Origin of the sequence: Lysinibacillus sp. 1 U-2021 (genome assembly GCF_029916965.1) — a bacterium.
Lineage (GTDB): Bacteria > Bacillota > Bacilli > Bacillales_A > Planococcaceae > Lysinibacillus > Lysinibacillus capsici.
Genome location: NZ_CP123966.1, coordinates 999,819 through 1,019,477, shown reverse-complemented (window position 1 = coordinate 1,019,477; position 19,659 = coordinate 999,819). Strand labels below are relative to the sequence as shown.

17 protein-coding genes are annotated in these 19,659 nt (G+C 39.7%); 8 read left to right on the top strand and 9 right to left on the bottom strand.

Features of this window, described 5'->3' with window-relative positions; all coding sequences use genetic code 11:
• Positions 1 to 4 precede the first annotated feature (4 nt).
• The 3 genes from QH639_RS05385 to QH639_RS05375 are packed head-to-tail and all read right to left on the bottom strand — an operon-like array spanning position 5 to position 2,975.
• Positions 5 to 703: a phage minor tail protein L gene (locus tag QH639_RS05385; protein WP_281115766.1), complete on the bottom strand. Its 699-nt coding sequence runs from the start codon at positions 701 to 703 to the stop codon at positions 5 to 7.
• Positions 703 to 1,032, bottom strand: coding sequence for a phage tail protein (locus tag QH639_RS05380; protein ID WP_069904044.1), 330 nt, complete (start codon positions 1,030 to 1,032; stop codon positions 703 to 705). Before QH639_RS05380 ends, QH639_RS05385 begins: the two co-directional genes overlap by 1 nt.
• On the bottom strand, positions 1,029 to 2,975 hold the full coding sequence (locus QH639_RS05375) for a phage tail tape measure protein (protein WP_281115765.1): 1,947 nt from the start codon (positions 2,973 to 2,975) through the stop codon (positions 1,029 to 1,031). Before QH639_RS05375 ends, QH639_RS05380 begins: the two co-directional genes overlap by 4 nt.
• Between QH639_RS05375 and QH639_RS05370 the strand changes: the two genes are divergently transcribed.
• Together QH639_RS05370 and QH639_RS05365 are read left to right on the top strand one after the other, a co-directional pair.
• Positions 2,914 to 3,201: a PhoU domain-containing protein gene (locus tag QH639_RS05370; RefSeq protein ID WP_348638172.1), complete on the top strand. Its 288-nt coding sequence runs from the start codon at positions 2,914 to 2,916 to the stop codon at positions 3,199 to 3,201. The genes QH639_RS05375 and QH639_RS05370 overlap by 62 nt on opposite strands.
• Positions 3,202 to 3,625: 424 nt before the next feature.
• Positions 3,626 to 6,112: a hypothetical protein gene (locus QH639_RS05365; RefSeq protein ID WP_001614175.1), complete on the top strand. Its 2,487-nt coding sequence runs from the start codon at positions 3,626 to 3,628 to the stop codon at positions 6,110 to 6,112.
• A gap of 472 nt (positions 6,113 to 6,584) precedes the next feature.
• On the opposite strand, the gene QH639_RS05360 is transcribed toward QH639_RS05365, so the two are convergent.
• A complete protein-coding gene (locus QH639_RS05360) occupies positions 6,585 to 7,772 on the bottom strand; it encodes a pentapeptide repeat-containing protein (protein WP_001614174.1) in 1,188 nt (395 codons plus the stop codon).
• Between the two features lie 301 nt (positions 7,773 to 8,073).
• On the opposite strand from QH639_RS05360, the gene espY4 reads away from it, so the two are divergent.
• Complete coding sequence (gene espY4 / locus QH639_RS05355) at positions 8,074 to 10,482, top strand: T3SS effector EspY4 (RefSeq protein WP_281115763.1); 2,409 nt, start codon at positions 8,074 to 8,076, stop codon at positions 10,480 to 10,482.
• A gap of 136 nt (positions 10,483 to 10,618) precedes the next feature.
• On the opposite strand, the gene yieH is transcribed toward espY4, so the two are convergent.
• Positions 10,619 to 11,284, bottom strand: a complete 666-nt coding sequence (yieH, locus tag QH639_RS05350) for a 6-phosphogluconate phosphatase (protein WP_281115762.1) — start codon at positions 11,282 to 11,284, stop codon at positions 10,619 to 10,621.
• Positions 11,285 to 11,425: 141 nt separating this feature from the next.
• Between yieH and QH639_RS05345 the strand changes: the two genes are divergently transcribed.
• Together QH639_RS05345 and QH639_RS05340 are read left to right on the top strand one after the other, a co-directional pair.
• A complete protein-coding gene (locus tag QH639_RS05345) occupies positions 11,426 to 11,959 on the top strand; it encodes a phage portal protein (RefSeq protein WP_077871121.1) in 534 nt (177 codons plus the stop codon).
• 493 nt (positions 11,960 to 12,452) lie between these two features.
• On the top strand, positions 12,453 to 15,047 hold the full coding sequence (locus QH639_RS05340) for an SIR2 family protein (RefSeq protein WP_021563763.1): 2,595 nt from the start codon (positions 12,453 to 12,455) through the stop codon (positions 15,045 to 15,047).
• A 203-nt stretch (positions 15,048 to 15,250) separates the two neighbouring features.
• Here QH639_RS05340 and QH639_RS05335 read toward each other — a convergent pair whose 3' ends face one another.
• A complete protein-coding gene (locus tag QH639_RS05335; RefSeq protein ID WP_281115761.1) occupies positions 15,251 to 15,889 on the bottom strand; it encodes a hypothetical protein in 639 nt (212 codons plus the stop codon).
• 167 nt (positions 15,890 to 16,056) lie between these two features.
• Between QH639_RS05335 and QH639_RS05325 the strand changes: the two genes are divergently transcribed.
• From QH639_RS05325 to QH639_RS26470, 3 genes are all read left to right on the top strand, one after another.
• Positions 16,057 to 16,479, top strand: a complete 423-nt coding sequence (locus QH639_RS05325; protein ID WP_281115760.1) for a DUF977 family protein — start codon at positions 16,057 to 16,059, stop codon at positions 16,477 to 16,479.
• Positions 16,476 to 16,832, top strand: coding sequence for a class I SAM-dependent methyltransferase (locus QH639_RS05320; protein ID WP_001310834.1), 357 nt, complete (start codon positions 16,476 to 16,478; stop codon positions 16,830 to 16,832). Before QH639_RS05325 ends, QH639_RS05320 begins: the two co-directional genes overlap by 4 nt.
• 262 nt (positions 16,833 to 17,094) lie before the next feature.
• A complete protein-coding gene (locus tag QH639_RS26470) occupies positions 17,095 to 17,205 on the top strand; it encodes a DUF7167 family protein (protein WP_001224677.1) in 111 nt (36 codons plus the stop codon).
• 1,336 nt (positions 17,206 to 18,541) lie between these two features.
• Here QH639_RS26470 and QH639_RS05315 read toward each other — a convergent pair.
• From QH639_RS05315 to QH639_RS05305, 3 genes are read right to left on the bottom strand one after another with little or no spacing between them, the layout of a single operon-like run.
• Complete coding sequence (locus tag QH639_RS05315) at positions 18,542 to 18,697, bottom strand: hypothetical protein (RefSeq protein ID WP_193767392.1); 156 nt, start codon at positions 18,695 to 18,697, stop codon at positions 18,542 to 18,544.
• 57 nt (positions 18,698 to 18,754) lie between these two features.
• Positions 18,755 to 19,348 (bottom strand): DUF2812 domain-containing protein, encoded by a 594-nt coding sequence (locus QH639_RS05310; protein WP_281115759.1) that lies wholly within the window; start codon positions 19,346 to 19,348, stop codon positions 18,755 to 18,757.
• Entirely contained in the window at positions 19,335 to 19,622 is a 288-nt protein-coding gene (locus tag QH639_RS05305) for a PadR family transcriptional regulator (protein ID WP_193767394.1), read from the bottom strand. The genes QH639_RS05310 and QH639_RS05305 overlap by 14 nt, the downstream gene beginning before the upstream one ends.
• Positions 19,623 to 19,659: the final 37 nt, after the last annotated feature.

The following is a 19,659-nucleotide window of genomic DNA, read 5'->3' as shown; positions in this document are numbered from 1 at the left end:
GGATTTACTGCGAAAGTTTGTTAATGGAAAGGTAACCGCCAAAATTGCCGAGGTTATTGCGAAACTTACAACCGCTCAGGCATTTGCTGCATTTATCCTTCGTGATATCGGACGTCGGCTGGTCATATTCATCCGCGACAGCCGGTCCGTGATAACCGCACTCATCACCGCGATAGGTCCAGGTACAGGTGTTGGCCAGCATGATGCGCCCCGGAAAAACAGCGCCGTCCGTTTCCGTCGGCGTGGAGAGCACAAAGGAGGCACTGACCGCACTCAGTTCGCTGCACTGCTCAATGCGCCAGCGGCTGATCACCTCCTGCTCCGGATCGGCTTCGCTGTTTCCGTTGACGAAGTTCACCGCATCCAGAAAACGGGCGTAAACCTTGCGCCGGGCCACCGTTCCGCCGACCAGACTCTGCAGGTCTTCCGCCATCACGGTGACCATACCGTACAGGTTAGAAACCGTCAGCGTGGGGCGCGTACTGGTGCCTTTGCCATTCAGTTCGAAACCACTCCCCTGAATGGGATACGCCTGATACTGTCGCCCCTGCCAGGTGACCGGCTCACCTTTTTCGTTCTGCTCATTACAGAAAAAATAACGTTCTCCACCAACCTCTGTCAGATCGATTTCCCAGAGAACCACGCTGGCAGACTGCTCCGCACGGGTGCATTCATTCAGTGTTTCCTGTTGGATATCCTGCATCAGTTCACCACCTGTTTAAACTCTGCGCTGAACTCAACACGCAGCATACTGACCCGCGACGTCCATTTTGCGCAGGTCACCTTTATCTGTCGGTAGCCATAAGGCGGCGTCCACAGAAAGGCCTTCCAGCCCCCGTGCTCAGCCAGAAACGACTCCAGCGCCGTGGCCTCCTCGCGGGAGACAGAAAGCGTCACGCTGTACGTTTTCAGGTCAGTGTTCAGCCCGGCAGGCGCTCGCTGGGAATAGCCATCACCAAAGCGAACCTCCCTGACGGAAGGCGACGAAGTCACATCCATGCCAGGTTTCACTTTCCAGCGGAAGGTTTTCATCGTCCACCTCCGGATAACAGCCCACCATCACGGGACTGCTGTTGCATAAAGTCAGCTGCTGCTTTTTTCCCGAGGTCATACACCACCTTCAGTGCAGCCGGGCCTATCTGCCCGTTCGTGCCGTCATTATTAATCTCAATGTGGTACTGAGGGGCAAACATCGCCATGCCCGCACCACTGGTCGCTGCCACAACCCCCAGTTTGCCGTCAGCACCACGACGCAGTGGCAGAATGGCTTCAGGCCCGGCCTCGCCCATCACACCCGCGCCTTTTGCAAAAGCAAAAAATGTCGGACGGTTTACCACCGTGCCACTGTAGCGACTCAAATCAGCAGACTGATAAACACCACCACAGGCATTAAAGGAAAGACTGTCGAGAACAGACCCCAGCCCCAGTGCACTACCAACGCCCTTGACAGCCTTCATCATGGTTGCATGCGCCAGAATTTTCGCCATATCTGACAGCACGGATGAGGTAAAAGATTTGAAATTCAGTTTACCTGTCGTGCAGAACGTCGCCAGCCCGTTGTCCATGCTGCTGAACGCGGTATTAAACAGCTGCTCAGCGGTACCCGCCGCGTTATCCGCATCCTCTGTAAAATTCTGAAAAGCCCGTATGGCACCGTTTTTCCAGTCTGCCTGCATCAGTTCCTGTTCCTGCCAGTAACGTCTGTTTTCGTTCAGTTGCCGGTTAAGACTGTCTGTCAGCGTCTGCTCAGCATTCCGGTATTCATCTGTGCCATATGTTCCTTTCTGCTTACTGTCACGCTCCAGCTGTTCCCGCTGCTGCTGATATTTTTGTTGCAGACTGAACTGTGCCTGGTATCGCTGACGCTGTTTATCCCCCATCCCTGTCGTGGCGATATCCAGGTCATGTTGCTGACGCAGAGCCCGCTCCTCTTCCGCCAGCTGGCTGGCAAGCTGAATGGATTTTTTCTTCAAATCATTCAGCGCCGTCTGCTTCTGCAGCTCCTGCTGTTTTGCATCCAGCAGCGTCAGTGCCTGAACAAGTTCATCCTTATGCGCCAGCACGCTTTTTTCATCTGCTGTCAGTTTTTTACCGGCCAAATCGCTGATACGCTGCTGAAGGGCCAGAAGCTGTTTATGCGCTTCTGTCATCCTTTCAGTAGCCATGCCTGCTGACTGTCTGGCGGCGGCGATCTGCCCCTCCACCTGCGCCTGTTGCTGGCTGTACTGCAGTAATAACCGGGTGGCCTCATCATTACGGGTGGCAGGCGTTTTTTTCTTAATGGCTTTTTCGTAACGTTCATTTTCACGTTGTATCGCTGCATCCCTGACCGCCTGATCGGCGTACTGCATGGCATTAATACGCACAAGTTCACGCTGATGTCGTGCTGCTTCCGTTTCATTCATCCGGTTCAGCGCAGCATTTTCAGCATTACGGCGTTTCTGTTGCTCCTGATAATTCCGCTCTGCCTGCTCTTTTGCATCCTGCAAATCCTGCTGGCGCTTTCGCTCTTTCAGCGCATCCAGTTGTTGCTGATCGTATTCCACCGTGGTGGACGCGTTCGTCCACGGAAATCTCTTCGCACGCTGAATTTTTTCCTGCAGCGCCGCAATCTGCGCATCAAGGGAGTCTTCCCGACCAATGTTCATGGCCGCATCCCAGAACTGCCTCCACCAGTCAGACAATGTCTGAAGCGTACTGCCCAGCGCATTCAGGTTATTATCAATATCCGACGTACGTTTACCGGTTTCCTCTGCCAGTGCAGACATGGCTATCCGTGCCGCATCACTGGACCGTCCCTGATCCCCAAGGACACGTATCTGCTCAAGCTGAGTGGCAGTAAGAAAATGTAGCTCATTGTCCAGAGCCTTCGCGGCATTTACAGGATCATCCTTCAGCCGCTTAAACTGATTTATGGTATCGCTGACCGACTGGCCAACCGATCGCTCCATCTGTGCGGCAGCTCTCGCCACCATACCGATATCGTTTCCTCGTCAACTGATGACCTACATGATGGAAGATTCGCGTACCATTCCGAGCGTACTTACTGCGCTGTTCTGCGCGCGTTCTATCGAACGTATTGGCGACCGCTGCCAGAATATTTGTGAGTTTATCTTCTACTACGTGAAGGGTCAGGATTTCCGTCATGTAGGCGGTGATGAGCTGGATAAACTGCTGGCGGGAAAAGACCCGAAAGAGTAGTGCTAACTGTAGGCCAGATAAAGCTTTTTGCCGCATCTGGCAATCAGCCCGGTCATACATAGTTACCGGGCTGATACACTTTCTCCCTGAAATATAGCCACACAAACTCACCTCGAAACTACCCCCAGTACATTGCATATACATTATTTCATTTGAATTATTTTACTTTTAATGTAGTGCCCCGCTATAAAAACATTTTTGTTATTCTTTTCATTTATATCGCTACCTGCACAGAGAATGGAAAAGAAAACAAAAAACAGGGTAAAAGCCCTATATCGAGACATAAAAAATGAGCGATTTTTTACAGTATTCATAGGTGGTTTAGTCATAATCGTAGCAAACCAACACCCAGGTATGCTTTTTAAGACAAATCGGCAATGTATTGTGCTCGGGCGAATAAATATTGTGTTCAGGAGAAATGATTATGGCTATATCATCATATAGTACAGTTACAGATAAATTTGCTAATCTGACTAAAATGCCAGATGAAAATAATGGATTGCAAAAAAAATCAGAAAAATTTTGTTTGTCTGTTGGTAATAAGGAGAAGTATTCAATAACCCATAAAGATATAACAAACCTTATAGCTGGTGATAGACAATCTTTTCTTAAACTAACTCTTTGGGAATTTATACTCGATCTCTTTCCCATGTATCATATTAAGGAGGCTAAAGAAACAATTGTAGAATTTGTAACGAAAACTGAGGACAAAGTTAAGAGATTTGAGAGAATTAAATCTCTCGCTATTCCAGAAGAAAAATGGCGCTTTAGTACGACGACAGAATTTACAGTAGATGAGAATAAAGACATTATTGTTAGTAGAGTATTTAAAATAAATATTAACTCGAAAGATAATCATAATAATGCTGAAGAAAATACAATGCTTTCTGTATTATCAGAAGAACGCAATTATAATAGTTATAAACATGATATTCATTTTGATGAGAAGGCTTTTCAATCAGGGATATTGAAAATGCAGTTCCCTAATGATAATGAAAAACTAAGCGTATATTTAAAAAATAAAATCCCCTTTGAAAATATGATAATTGATTTATCTGCACTGAAAAAAGATGTTCTGGTATCGCTAAAACAGTGTTGCTTTAAAAAGATGACATTCACAGGTAATATATCTTACGAAAATCTTAACGGCCCAGTATTTGAAAATTGTTTTTTTGAGGGTTGTAATTTCGAGAATGTGTCCCTTGTTGGCTTTGATAAAGTGACCTGTGAAAGCTATGACGTTCTTTGTAAAGTAAAACCAAATAATAAAATACCGATTTACGGTATGTTTAAAGGGTGTTTTTTGTATCAATGCGAAATGAAAAATTTCAAGATAGAGACATCAAAAATATACTCTATAAATCAAGATCCCCAAAGAGGGGATAAGAAAGTCGGTGCATATCTGTTTATGCAGTCATTTGTATATGCAAGTAATCTTCAAGATGGAGTGTGTAAAGAAGCAAGTGTTATTGCAAGCAGTTTATTATCTTGCAATATAGCAGAGCTTAATGGTGTTGGAATGGATTTCATAGAAACTTCGTTTTATAGAAAAACTCGCGGTGGTTTTAGAGATAGTAATAATTTTTATGATTGTGATTTTCGTTATGTTAATATGACATGCAAACGAGATGGAATTCGTGAAGATTTACGAGATTATGATCCAAGAAAATATTTCGGAGAAAGTGAAAATAAACTTAATCTGGATAAAGCTCTTTTAAATTTTATCCACGATGATATTTTCCAAAATATTAAAACTCATTATAATATAAAAGACGATATAGATAAACATATAAATCTTAATCATTGCTGTTTATATGGTGCTTGTTTGGGCGAGTTAACCGGTGGAAATCCATTGTATGATTGTGCTATTGATATTTATACCACCAGGTTAAGTGGTAATCTTGCTGCAAACACTCAGGTTAAAATTCCTGTTTATATGTACAATAAAGGAGCTATAGCTAAAAATGATATGTTACCTTTCATGGAAAAGGTAACGAACATTTATTCACGGATAGAAGGTATTTATGAGCATAGCAATAATATGAAGAATAATTACAAAAAGGCACTAGCCGATTTACGAAACTTATTAGATAATCTGCATAAAATCATGCCTGGTGATGATGTAAAATATTTTCAACTTAATGATGAAACTATAAAATATATTATAGATAATGTTTTGTACAATAGAAAAAAAGATATAGCTAGTGAAATAGATACTGATAAAGTGAATTTCATGCAGAAAATCTATAATAACCTTGATTGGTATAGACATTACGATGAAAATGGGAAAATAAAAACATATCGTTCTATTAATCCAAATGGCAATAGATTTCACTTTGATTTTAATGATTTGCAATTTCTTTACTACGATCATGAGAAGACGAATGGTCCTAAAGTGGAGGATTTTGTGAAAATGCAAAATGTTTTTTTAACGGTGAAAAACTTTAAGGCAGAAGAAAAAATAAACCAAGAGAAATATATAGAAAAACCAGCAAATGTAGCCCATGAAATTGCTTCATTCTTTGACATTGAACAATATTTATTGGAGGTCATTGATAGAAATAATAATTATATTAATGAAAATTTCACTTATAAATTGCAAGATTTAGCCAACCTTTCTGGCGCAAGAGATGCTCAGCTAGAAAGAAAGGTTTATTTTGATATAAAGATGCTTAATTTAAATGATAATGATGAAAAAGAAAAAGTCAAAATCGAAAATGATATAAAGAAAATAGATAAAAAAATTGAAGAAATAGATAATGCAATCTGGGATCTTTCCTCTGAAACAGAGAGATTCAAGATAAAGTTTCAACAAGAAAATAGACTTAATGATGTAATTCTAGGTATCAGTCGTTGGCTAAAAGAAAATCAAGTTATGGTGGAAACTATTAAGAAAATTGATACTGAATAATAACGTGGCGAATAAATAAACGGATCAAGTCGTTTCTGAAACAATGAGGTTATACGAAAAGACGCTTACTCATCAGAAATCTGGTATGCTTTAATTAAACCAGTGTCGCTGATGTGTAAGCGTTGACGTTGGGAGACGATTAAATGGTTATACCACTCCTACGTCTTTTCCATACGGCGTATAAGAGTGCAACATGTTGAGTTTTCCGAGTGAATGGTGCATTTTACTAACCGAGCCATTTGAATCAACCAACGCAATAAAAAAGACTGGAATAATAAGCCTGTATTTATTATTTATCGCAATCGCACTCTACGGTTTTATCCTGCAGAAATGAGACTACTTCCAGCGGTTGTGGATTCTCCCCGGGCGATAGTCATAGTCTGGTGTCAGGATTCACAAATGACCTGTTACCTGACATGGATATAAAAACAACATAGAGTGCGGTAGTTAATCTGAATCATCTATTTTTCGGCTACACAGCACAAAACAACATTATTGATTCTTTATAAGAGAGAATCTCTCCATCATTTTTATATAAATCATTATTAAGAAAATCCAGAAGCTCTTGCCTTACACTATAAATATTGACTTTTTGGTCAACCAACGACAGTAATATATTCTTGATACCTTTTAATTTCATATTTCTATCAGATATTGTATTAAAAGTGAAGATGATATTACGTTTATTACAACTGGAGAACCAATATTTTAGAGTGTTATTCGTCCACTTTGTTGGTGTCTTAATTAGTTGCGCTGTTGTTGTTTTTACATTGTTAAATGTAGAACCGCTAAAATTTGTCCCGACGCACGAAATGAAATTCATCTCTGAATTGTCAAAATTGCAATTCTTTATCTCACACATATCAAGGTTAACATCATGAAATGTCGAATATTTCATGTTTGCATGTGAAAATAAACATGCAATAAATGTTATATATTGCAACCTGGCATTACAAAAAGATTTATTTTTAAAATCAAAACAAAAGGTTTTTTTTATTTTGAAATTGTTATTATATCTGCAATGTAAAGAAATCATGTTTTTTATTAACTGATAACACCATTGTGATGATTCTGGTAATTCATAGGGATGTAAATGGATGTTTTCATCGAATATAACCTGTGAGTTATGGTTGTTTATTGAAGATATATGGAAGCTATCATTTGTTAAAGCTATGGTTGTGCTAAAATTATAGTGGTGATCAGCGCTCATGAAATCAAATGTAACAATGTCGTTGTTTCCTTTCTTTTCTTTGTGATATGCGTTTAAAAAAGAAATATTTTCGATCTGTTCATCAGTTAATGTAAATGGCATTTCGTCATCAAAGAAAGCGTAATCGGCATTTGGGACTGGAATACTCTCAATTGAGCATAGTTTTAATAAAAAAGCATGAAAACAATGAAACTTGTTTTTATACATAAGAGAACTTAATCGCTGTTGTATCTTCTGTAGTTGTCCTTTGGGAAATAAATGCTGTAAATTTGAAAGCGAGCCATCTAAAATATATTTATATGTAAAAAGGTCCTCTCTTGGACCATTTATTAAAAAATCGTCAGACAATTTAGAAAAACGATTGAGATGACATAAATATTCCATTTGCTCCATGTCTATATAGTTATGGGGAACTGCGTGGTTTGGTGGTGTGCCAATAAGATTATCCATAAATCACCTTGATAAAATTTAATAAAATATCTTTATTTTAACCTCGACAATAAAAGCGGCTATAAAAAAACGCTCATTTTCTGATGCTGCGGTTAACCCGTGGAATGTACCGTTAACCCCCAAAAAAAATGCAAATCCAGGGTGAACACCCTGGGTTAAAATGGAAATAATGAGCTATTTTTTACAGTATTCACCGGTAATGTAAGTAACACTTGTTGCTAACCTAACTAGCAGTACGGTTAATTAACAACATAGAAGTTATTGTTTTTCAAACAACTCAATATTGCACGCCGGAGGGTTTATGGTTGCTAAATTAAAACCAAGTGTTCTTATTAATACTAATCCTTTTTTAGAAGCAATGAATAAGGAGAGGCTTAGTCATAAAGGATATTCTGATAAAATTGCTTTAAGTATTAATGATAAGAAATATAATGTAAACTCTAAGGATATTGAAAATATCCTTGATGGCAAAGGGGATTTATTTAAAAAACGTACACTGTGGGAGTTTGTTCGCGATCTTTTTCCCGGTTCTCATATTAAACAAGTCAAAGGCTTAATTTACGAATTTGTCACGAAAGTTGATAACAAAGCCGAGGTGTTCGATAAGATTAAATCGCTGGCAAAAACAGAACAACAATGGCGATTTAGTACTAAGACAGACTTTACCACAAATGAAAATAATGAAGTTATTGTGAGTAGATCCTTTAATCTCTACACGGGGGTTACTCCGAATGATAACGAAAAAAAACAGGTTTCTTCAGAGAGATTAACGCTTGATAATTATCTTGATGATTCACATTTTGATAATTCTCCCTTGAATAGATTAACGTTTGATGATTATTCTGTAAAACTTACGACGCTGATTAAAAATAAAATTCCTATTATTAATACAACAATCAATTTATCATCGTTGTCTAAGGATGTTTTAAATTCATTAAAATATTGTAGTTTTAAGAATGTAATTTTTTCAGGAGTGATAAACAGCCCTAACCTTGAAGGTCCGGTTTTTGAAAATTGCTATTTCGATGATTGTAAATTCAACAACATACAGCTTTATGAGACTAATGATGATACTGTGGGGTCAGGAAATAAAAAACCAATAAAAGGTATGTTTAAAGGTTGTTTTATTTCTAAATGCAAAATTGAAAATTATAGATGTGAGACGTCTAAAATCTACACCGTTACACAACCTGATAGTATTCAAGAAAAATTAGGTTCTTATCTCTTTATGCAGTCTTTCGTTCAGGATTGTATAATCCAGGGAGGATGTTGTCCTGGATCGAGTATACTTCTGAGTCATTTTTATAACTGTAATATAATAGGGCTTGATGCTCATGGAATGGATTTTTTGGCAAATTCGTTCAATAAGTCTAATTATGATGAAATCAGGGGTCCGGATACGGGGACTGTGTTTTATAATTGTAATTTGAAGCATATTAAAATAAACGATGGTCTTCGTGAAGATGGTTCAGATAGATCTATGTTTAACCCCAAAGAGTATTTTTCTGATTACATTGAAAGAAGATCGAGAAATCTTAAGTTAGATGATAATTTTTCGAAATGCGTAGAGAGTATAAAGAAAGGGGCCGATTCTTCATTTAGCAAGAAAAATACAGAGAACAATAATGTCTTCTTTAAAAATAGTAATTTGATTGGGGCAAATTTAGGCTATTATTACAGTGGAGATAGGTGCAAAGACTGTGCTATTGATCCAACTACAAATTATTCAAAAGATGGTCTTACAGCGCAAAAATATATGTATATGGATCTGGACGGAGCTATAAGTAAAGAACAAATACCTGATTTCTTAAAAAAGGTAAGTGCTATCAATAGAGATGTGACATATTTTTATAATTCCGAGTCAAAGACTAAGGGAAAATATAAAAACGCATTTTCAGAGTTAGAGTTGTTTTTGACTACACTTTATGTTGAAAATAAATCGTACGAGGAAAAATATCATTTTGATAATAGTAGGGTTGAGTTTTTTATTTTTAAAGATATGCAGGAAAATGCACAAAATATCATTAACAATATGATAGAAAGTGACCGGGTTAAGTTTGTTGAGTCTATAATAAATAAAATGATTCCGCCGCCAGATGGAACAATACTTACTGAAAATCCAAAAGAATATGTCCAAAAGCAAATAAAGGAGTCTCATAAAGAATCTGCTACAAATGTAACATTTGATTATAAGGAACTTGCACCCATTTTTGAAGGTGTTGAAGAAAAACAAATTAAAGCACTATCAAACCAACTGGAACATATAAAATCTTTTAAGACAGATTACGACTCAAGGCTCAATAAGTATGCTCGCGATTTTCACTATTTTTCCAGTGCATTCGCAATTAACAGGAAGGATTTACTAAAAAACTATGAGGAAATAAGATCTTCCATTAAAGATTACGATGACTTATTGCGAGAAATTAAAGAGTTAACCATAAAGCGTGATAAATCAGTAGATGATAAAAGGACTTTGTTTGATAAAAAAAGGGACAAGTGGAATAGTCAAGAAGTACAGGATGAAGTAGCGGCATTAAATCAGAAGATTGCTGACGATGACAATAAGATACGTTCTAACCTTAATATTGTTCAAAATTTTAGACGCGAGAATCAATATAAAGCTAATAAAAAAATCAGTGACGCGATGCGTAATATTCTGGATTGGTTCGAACGGTATCCCGATATTGTGAAAAATATAACCCAGGCTTAACCATACAGAGGGTGAGCGACTGGACGATTAACGACATAAATTATTTATAGGGAATAGACGCTTACTCATCAGACACCTGGTATTTTTTATCTCAAACCAGCGTGACTGATGTGTAAGCGTTGAAGTAAGGAGGCGATTATCGCGTTATATTCCAGCCCCGTGCCTTCCAGAGTGCAGGCAGCTGCGCCAGCTCGGTAAAGGTGGTGACTTTCGGGTGAACGATCGGTTTATTGTGCGGGTCAGCGCAGAAGTAAAACACTTCCATTCCGGCATCTATCCCTGATTGAACGCCGGCGCTGGAGTCATCGACCAGAATGCAGTTTTCAACGTTCACATTCATCGCTTTTGCCGCATGGAACATTAATGCCGGATCGGGCTTCCAACGCTGGATATCGTAGCCGCTGAACAGTTTTTCCGGGAAGTAGTGCAGCATGTTGAGCTTACCAAGCGAATGCTGCATTTTGCTGACCGGACCGTTAGAGACGACGCACATCGGCACGTTAACGCTCGCCAGCAATTCGTTCGCTCCTGCGATGACCTCAAGTTCGGTATCAAACAGACGCGCCACTTCTGCGCGGTAAACGTGCTCGGCATCGGCCTGGATCATCGTCACGCCCTGTTCTTTACTGATGATGTCGATGATTTCGTAGAGTTTTACGCCTTTAAAACGGGTAAAAATCTCCTCCAGGTCAACGTGAATGCCAAATTCCCTGAACATCGTGACATAGGCGCGAGAGCAAATGACCTCGCTATCGACCAGCGTACCGTCGCAGTCGAAAAATACCGCTTCTATCTTGGACATGTCTTTCCTTTATCGTTAGTTTAACGTTTTCGTCATGCCAATTCGCATGACGCAATCGTTGCCGTATAAGCAAATACAATGAAAAAAAGTTATCTTCAGCCGTCCATATTGTCTCATTTTGGTATACGATAGCGACCGGATATTAATCAGGAGCTGTACGGCCTGCCGGAATATCTCAGCGCCCTTAACTCTGCCTGGCTGAATGAGTCGGCCACGCTGTTCCGCCGCAAGTATTACGAAAATGGCGCACATGCCGGATACATCATGTACGTCACTGATGCCGTGCAGGATCGCAACGATATCGAAATGCTTCGCGAAAACATGGTCAAGTCGAAAGGCCGCAACAACTTTAAAAATCTGTTTCTCTATGCCCCGCAGGGGAAAGCCGACGGCATTAAAATTATCCCGCTCAGTGAAGTGGCAACGAAGGACGATTTTTTTAATATCAAAAAAGCCAGCGCCGCTGACCTGCTGGACGCGCACCGCATCCCCTTTCAGTTGATGGGCGGCAAGCCGGAGAACGTCGGGTCGCTGGGTGATATTGAGAAAGTGGCAAAGGTCTTTGTCCGCAATGAACTTATCCCGCTACAGGACAGGATCCGCGAGATAAACGGCTGGCTCGGTCAGGAGGTCATCCGCTTTAAAAACTACTCACTGGACACTGACAACGGCTGAACATCGCCGCCTGCGGGCGGCTTTTTTACAACCCGCCATCACGCCCTCACACGCTCACCACCGCACAAAACATCCCACAGACACACCAACGCCCCGGCGAACAATCTAAACGCCATCACGACGCGCTCAGACGCTGAAAAAATAAAATCAGCACCACCGCCAGCGCGCAGTGCTTTCCCCGCCTCGCCCGCCCGCTTCATGAGACGGTTTTAATGCAGTTGCATGAAATAACCTAAAGCGCACCAGCTCTGACATAACAACATTAGTAAGCATCTGACAAATGCATGCAAAATCATTCAACGCTATGGTACATCATAAACTATTAGTACAAGCTAATTAGCCTCTAGCGAACAATAAAAAAGTATTTCTCCCTCATAGCTTGATCTCAGTCACAAAATGCAAATAAGAAAAACGAAAACCCATTGAATTTCATGTAAAAATAGCCATACCTAGGATTATTCTTACTTCACACAGCATAATTTATGGAGGGAAAATGTCTGATCGTGATACTACCAAGGAACAACTGGTTGCCAAAAAAAGAACAGTTAAAGATTTAGCTGATTATATAAAAATCAAATCAGGTACATCACCTAACTATTCACTCTTTCTTGGTGCTGGTGCATCCGTTACATCAGGAATAAAAACTGGTCAAGAGTTAGTTGCAAAATGGAGAGAAGAGATATACACAAGACTATCCAATGAAGAATATATCGATGCCGAAGAAGCTAAAAAATGGCTATCCAAAAACCATCCAGTCTGGTACGACCCAAACAATGAATACTCCTCTCTTTTTGAAAAGAAATTTGATCTCCCATCTCAACGCAGAAGATTTGTTGAGCTTCAAGTAGACAAAAAATTACCTTCAATTGGATATGCTTATCTCGTTGAACTATTTGAATCAAAGTTTTTTGATACTGTCTTCACAACAAATTTTGACGATTTAATAAATGAAGCATTTTATCAATTTTCTTCTGACAGACCATTATTATGCGCACATGACTCATCAATTAAAGGCGTCTCAATTACTTCTTCAAGACCCAAAATAATAAAATTACATGGTGATTATCTATTTGATAGCATAAAAAGCTCTTTAAAAGAAACCGAGTCATTAGAAGGTAACACTCGTGAAAAACTAACTGAATTCACTAAAGAATACGGGATTATTTTTGTTGGTTATGCTGGCAATGACAGCTCTATCATGGATGTTTTAAAACATTTATTAAAACAGGACGATTACCTACGGAATGGGGTATATTGGTGCGTAAGACAAAATGACGCCATCCCACCAGAACTAATTAGGCTTCTAGGTCAAGAGAAAGTTTATTGGGTAGAAATAGAAGGCTTTGATGAGTTAATGGCAGAACTAGCCCTTGAATTAGGTTGCGCACTCTCTTTTGGAGGGAATCAAAAATCCACAAAAAGAGAGATGATGATCCAAAATTTTATAACTGATGAGTACAAATTATCTAAAAATGACATTATCAAATCCGATCTTTCAAAATTAAAAAGATACACTCTAACACATGACATATCATCATTAATAAATGAGTTATCCCAAAATGACTTAGACGATCAAAAGATCCCTGAAGAAAATTTCAAGAATTTGTTATACATTGACAACCTCATTAGAAACAAAAAATATTTAAGCGCTGAGACAAAACTAAAGGAATTAATCGATAACGCTGATAATGACAATATAAAATCCAAATACCTGCGCAGGCTAATTGAAATAAAAGAAGAACAAAAAGATACAAAGTCTGCATTAGAAATCAGTGATAAACTTATCGCTCTTGATGAGTTTAATATAAATTACGCCCTATCAAGAACAAACATATTCACAGATCTAAAGGAAAAAATACATTACCTTAAGGGATTGCTAGAAAAATTCCCATATAGCATAAACCTTAAGAATCATTTAAGCAGAATTGCTATTCTTCATCTGGAAAATCATGACGAGGGATTAATAACCTTTGATGAAATACATAACCTAATTGATAAGAGCTTACTCCAAAGTAGCGATCTAGACAATATCGCTTGGAGAATAAAATATGACGCAATAATGATAAAACATCAATCAAGCTATGATAAGAAAGATTGTAATAATTTAATACAAGAAATGCTCGACCAAATAAATGAAATCAACCCTACCCACGATACATATTTGTCGTTATACACTGATTTTACTTGTGCATTACAAAAAAAAGAAAAAACATTATTGTGCATAGAAACATTATCCAACATTTACAAAACGTCATCGAAAAACAAAAAGAGAAACATATTAAGATATTTAACAAAACTACACCTGTCTTTATTTGAAACAGACTTCGATGAAAACACTCCCAGTTTAATGAAAGGCTTCATTGATAAATATGAAGAAGAGGGCGACATTGCAAGAATTGCTCCTTTCATTATATTTAAAGCTCGATATGAGATAGGCTGCAACAGAGACATTAATGCAGGCATTGAATTAGCTAAAGAAGCCATGAATCATCCGTGGAAGAGTAATCATGCGGATAGTATTGTGGACATATTATTAATTAATAAAAACAACATCAAACTGGCAGAAGAGTTTATTGACAGCCTGCCAAGAAACAAATCAGAAATTACCATTCTGAAATTAAAATCCGATATTGCATCTTTAAACAGTGATTTCAAAAAAGCGATAGAACTTCTTGATGAAGCTTATGATAAAGGTTATGGATTCAGTAATTATATTTTAGGCAAAGCTTATACCAACCTGCTTGCAGGAAACTATAAAGAAACAATTAATATAGTCAATGAAAACCTTGACAAAATTAAAGACTACAGAGAGAGAGATGTCTTAATAATAAACAGAGAAGTTGCCAAGAAAAAAGACAATCAAGACATTAAAGAAAACGACATAAATTCAGTTTTAGCACATAACAATTCAAAAGGTGATGCAGCCATGTGTGCATTCTTTTTACTTGACGATGAATTTAAAGCAAACAAACAACTAAAAAACCTGATAGAAAAAGATTATATGAACTATTATAGATTCTTAGCTTGGCCAGCAGTTCCCCAAAACGCTCTCTTAAAATATAAAAGCAATATGGAAATTGCCGCTTAAATAAACAAAGGGCAAGAACACCTTCTTGCCCTATATTATTTCATATAGTTACTTATCCTTAATCCAACCCATAACAATCGCATGTTGAAAACTTAGCCGTTATTTTTATTCATATCACTCGAAACTATTGTACTCTAACCGAATGGTTATACAGATAAATAAAATTCTTAGTCTCATCAACATCTCTTTGTCAAACACCATTATTAGTTTGAGGAAAATCCCGACCACTCATCAGCAACCGGATACGTGAATTTTTTCCCGTCATAATTTACAGTTGCCCCACGCGCCAGCGCCTCAAGCTCCCATCGCTGAGGCCTGATACCGTTCTGAGTAAGGTCAACGCGGATACGGGTAATTTGCATTCGTTCCGACCGGGTCAGTCTGGCCGATGGCGCTATTTCATGCGGTTTTAACGGGCTTCCGTTTCTTTGCTGACGGTTTGGTCTTCTCAGGCCGTGTTTTAATGCACTTCTGAGCGCTCTCACGACCTCCGGGTCATTCCATTCGATAACACCGTCATCTACCAGATTAAGCACTGCTGCGGCGTGCTCAGAAGGTGTGGGAGCCGGTAACGAAGTATCACCACCAGTGAGCTTTCCACAGTTATTGACAGGACTCCGAGGCGCGGCGATGCCGCTTTTTAAAGTCAAAGGCTCAACGACCGGCACTTTCGGAACAATGCGCCAGTCCGTCGTTCTGGTGATATGAATATGACGCGCGCCGAGATGCGCCTGGGCCAATGACGTGCGCACAATGCGGATGCTGGATGGCAGAAGCCACAGACAAATTTGCGAAATGTTTGGTCGGGTACAGCGAGATCCATTCTGGGTAAAAAACATCATGAGCCCGTCAAAACTCCGCGAAAAATGGGACGAACTGGTCATCCGCTTGGGACGTTCACCTGTACAGCGTTGTGTGAATCATATTTCTGAACCGGATACAGAAATTCCGCCTGGTTTCAGGGGATAAGTGTTGATTTCAGGTCATGAGGTAATTTTAAGGAGGACTTGTGGCAAAAGTTTTTACACAGGAAGAGCGGGAAAAAATTAAAGAGCAGGTGGTCGAACTTGTGCGCCAGAGCGGTCGCGAGACATTACGACAGTTGGAAGCTAAAACAGGTGCGACAAGATATCTGATGAGCATTCTTGCCAGAGAGCTGGTTGCCAGTGGTTATGTATACAACTCCGGCTACGGGTTATTCCCGTCTGAACAGGCACGAAAGGACTGGCAAAATGCCCGCAAAAAACTCTCTAGGGCGAAGGTGAAGAAACCCGCTGTGGTTGATCCGGACCTTATCTGGTCACTACCTGATGGAGAAATACGTCGCTACGACAGTCGTCTAAACATAATCTGTCGCGAGTGCCGGAAGAGCGAAGTTATGCAGCGCATACTGGCTTTCTATCAGGGTAATTTTCAGGACGTGGCGCAGTGAGTGCACCGGCAACCATTCTTGATATGTGCTGTGGCAGCCGCATGTTCTGGTTCGATAAGTCTGACGAACGGGCGATATTCAGCGATATCAGAAAAGAAGGATACACATTACGCAATGGGAGACGCTTGATTATCAGCCCTGACATTATCGCAGATTTTCGTGCATTATCATTTGCAGACGCATCTTTTTCGATGGTTGTATTAGACCCTCCGCATCTTGAGAGTGTTGGTGATAACGCCTGGATGGGAAAGAAATATGGACGGCTGAATAAAGATGCCTGGCGTGATGATTCGCGACAGAGATTTAAAGAAGCCTTTCGGGTGTTGAGGCCGCACGGCGTTCTGATTTTTTAATGGAATGAAACGCAAATACCGGTAAGCCAGATTCTGGCACTGACAGACAGAAAACCTGTTATCTGTCAACGAACAGGGAAAAAACGATAAAACCCACTGGATTATTTTTATGAAAGAGGCATCCAGTGAGTAGATTCGTAAGGCTACAGATACGTATATCTGAATAATTAAATTCAGTTCTGTAAATAAAATTTAATCCTTAACCGGATGGATTTCTGCACCCTCAGAACATCAGGAGGCCGCCCGAAAGGGCGGTAGTGAAATGCGAAAGTTCAAAATTATTATTGAAACGGGAATAGCTGGTGGAGATTTTGAGGATGTATTCGAAGTGGACGATGACGCAACACCTGAGGAAATTCATGACGGAGCATAAGAAATTTTCTTTAACTACTGCAATTACTCATACCACGAAATAAAAGACGATGAGGAAGAACAAAGTGGCTGATTTTTGTTCAGCTAAATATAACATCAGTTTTGAAGAGCGGGATGAACTATTAATGGACTATGGTGAGTTACGCGGTGGAAGTGCTGCTGATGTCGAATCCTAGCGTGATGACTATGAAGCGGGAAAAACTCCGGTCGAAGCATATTGTGATGAGTGGGGCGATGAATGAGCGAGATTAATTATCAGGAAGGGCATGAAACGGCGGGGCAAGCAAAACCAGTGGCATGGCGATATCGCTACGTGAAAAAAGGCGTTACGGACTTTCAGGGGAAGTAGTGGTCTGGTGACTGGAAATATGTACCGAAAAAAGAGGATTGTAACGACAGGCCGAACTATCAAATTCAGGCCTTATTCACTGCCTCACCAGTCCCAGTTACATCAGAAGAACTGGTTAAAGCTGTGCACTTTTATGAACAACTAAAACGCGAAAATCCACCAACATCCGGCAACTAGATTAATGGATTAACTATGTCGGTTAAACGACCAGCCAACTGAAAAAGCGGAAACCTGATTACAGGTTGCCAGATAAGGCAATGAGCTACCTGGCGCGGAACGGACTGATAAGTATGGGGAATGTTTTACGATGAACCTTTAGACTAAAGAGTTTGTAACGCTATGTAAGTGATTTTTTCTGGTTTAGATATTTATATGTCCGGCCAAATTGAGGTGTGTTTAAATGTAATTGCACATTGATTGTAGGAGGAATAATGAAAAACGCATTGCAGTTTTTGTTTGTTGCGTTCTGGTTGTTCGCATCATGTATGCCCATCATCTTCACAGCAAGGTATATGGAAAAAGTTGATGTTTTGATATTAATATTTGGATATATAAATGCCCTTTTTTTAGGGGTGTTCATGGCGGTCATGTGCATTGAATACTGGCGGTAAATACAGCGAACTCCATTGGTTTAGTTGGATATTTACTGTGCTGGACAAAAACGGTTTGCGGGGAAATCTTAGTTAAGTAGAATGACTGCGGGTGCTTGAGGCTATCTGCCTCGGGCATGGACACCAACGGCAGATAGAGAAAAGCCCCAGTTAACATTACGCGTCCTGCAAGACGCTTAACATTAATCTGAGGCCAATTTCATGCTAGACACATGTAGGTTAGCCTCTTACGTGCCGAAAGGCACGGAGAAGCAGGCTATTGTTAACACCAAGCTGTAATGTCCCCTTTGAACCATTCTAAAATGTCCTCTTTACTTTTTCATACTAGCATAGCGATCAAATAGCCCATTATCTGTATTCTTAGAGGGGATAAGTTCTTATTTCCAAGGTGGAGAAGTGATGCGTGACAACACCTCTTCATAAAGAGTAATGAACACCTTCACTTTATTGCCCACAGGAAAGCAAGTAGCCTGCAACAGAAATCCATTTTCACCTTTCACAAAAATTCTATTGATTGTTTTGTTTTTCAACACTATGAGGAGCCTCCTTACACTACGTAAGAGGCTCCTTGTTATTTGCTATAAAAATTGCTATATGGATTTACGATAACGATAATACAGTGTGATGTAAATACTACAAGTTACTAAAAATAGCCATGGTGGGATAAAGCGCCCGATAGCAAAGGGTGTTTCAAATAAAAAGGCAAAAAGGAAAGAAAACCCTTCTTTCTCCCATAAACCAGGTGTAAAATACGCATTTTTTATACTGAAAAGGGAGTAGTAACTATCGTTGGCATAAAAAATCATTAAGAAGATAAATGACAGTATGGCCCAGTTGCTTGCTTGTTTCATTAAACGTTTATATTTCGCAATGCGGGAATCATGATCTGAAAATAATTCATCATTGCCATCTTTTCTTTTTAACCAATAGTAGGTGCCGTCATAGGCTTTTTCTTTTACTATACGCCAGCCAAAATCCTCATGTAATTGCTTATAGGTCGCTTTCTTTTCTTTGCGAAGCTCCTGCTGACAATCAATCCGAATAACTTGTTCAAGATCTTCAGTAGGCTGAAATGTATAAATACCTGCTGAGTTTATGTTGGAGCATAGCCAACCCTTGGCTAACATTTCGTTTAACCAACGCTCTTCCTTTTCGATATCAAAAAAGACTTTAAACTTTATCATGTTCGCCAGCTCCCTCATATAAAGATAAAATGTGCTGCAATCTTTGTTGCTCTGCGGCTAATATTTCTAGACCCTCTTCTGTCGTTTGATAAACCTTGCGTCTTGTATCCTGGGTTTCAACAGGTGTAATCCAATGATAATTCAATAAATTGTCAATGGCTCCATACATCGTACCTGCAGCAATTCGGACTGTACCAGCACTCATTTCCTCAATTTTTTGCATCATCGCATAGCCATGTAGCGGTTCACGTAAGGCGAGTAGAATATAATGCATGGTTTCGGATAAAGGTAATAATTTATGTTTTTTCACA

What these genes read in the sequence shown, in the direction of transcription:
- QH639_RS05385 (WP_281115766.1), bottom strand. Translation starts at nt 703, where the DNA reads ATGCAGGATATCCAACAGGAAACACTGAATGAATGCACCCGTGCGGAG.
- QH639_RS05380 (WP_069904044.1), bottom strand. Translation starts at nt 1,032, where the DNA reads ATGAAAACCTTCCGCTGGAAAGTGAAACCTGGCATGGATGTGACTTCG.
- QH639_RS05370 (WP_348638172.1), top strand. Translation starts at nt 2,914, where the DNA reads ATGGTATCGCTGACCGACTGGCCAACCGATCGCTCCATCTGTGCGGCA.
- QH639_RS05375 (WP_281115765.1), bottom strand. Translation starts at nt 2,975, where the DNA reads ATGGTGGCGAGAGCTGCCGCACAGATGGAGCGATCGGTTGGCCAGTCG.
- QH639_RS05365 (WP_001614175.1), top strand. Translation starts at nt 3,626, where the DNA reads ATGGCTATATCATCATATAGTACAGTTACAGATAAATTTGCTAATCTG.
- QH639_RS05360 (WP_001614174.1), bottom strand. Translation starts at nt 7,772, where the DNA reads ATGGATAATCTTATTGGCACACCACCAAACCACGCAGTTCCCCATAAC.
- espY4 (WP_281115763.1), top strand. Translation starts at nt 8,074, where the DNA reads ATGGTTGCTAAATTAAAACCAAGTGTTCTTATTAATACTAATCCTTTT.
- yieH (WP_281115762.1), bottom strand. Translation starts at nt 11,284, where the DNA reads ATGTCCAAGATAGAAGCGGTATTTTTCGACTGCGACGGTACGCTGGTC.
- QH639_RS05340 (WP_021563763.1), top strand. Translation starts at nt 12,453, where the DNA reads ATGTCTGATCGTGATACTACCAAGGAACAACTGGTTGCCAAAAAAAGA.
- QH639_RS05335 (WP_281115761.1), bottom strand. Translation starts at nt 15,889, where the DNA reads ATGATGTTTTTTACCCAGAATGGATCTCGCTGTACCCGACCAAACATT.
- QH639_RS26470 (WP_001224677.1), top strand. Translation starts at nt 17,095, where the DNA reads ATGCGAAAGTTCAAAATTATTATTGAAACGGGAATAGCTGGTGGAGAT.
- QH639_RS05310 (WP_281115759.1), bottom strand. Translation starts at nt 19,348, where the DNA reads ATGATAAAGTTTAAAGTCTTTTTTGATATCGAAAAGGAAGAGCGTTGG.
- QH639_RS05305 (WP_193767394.1), bottom strand. Translation starts at nt 19,622, where the DNA reads ATGCATTATATTCTACTCGCCTTACGTGAACCGCTACATGGCTATGCG.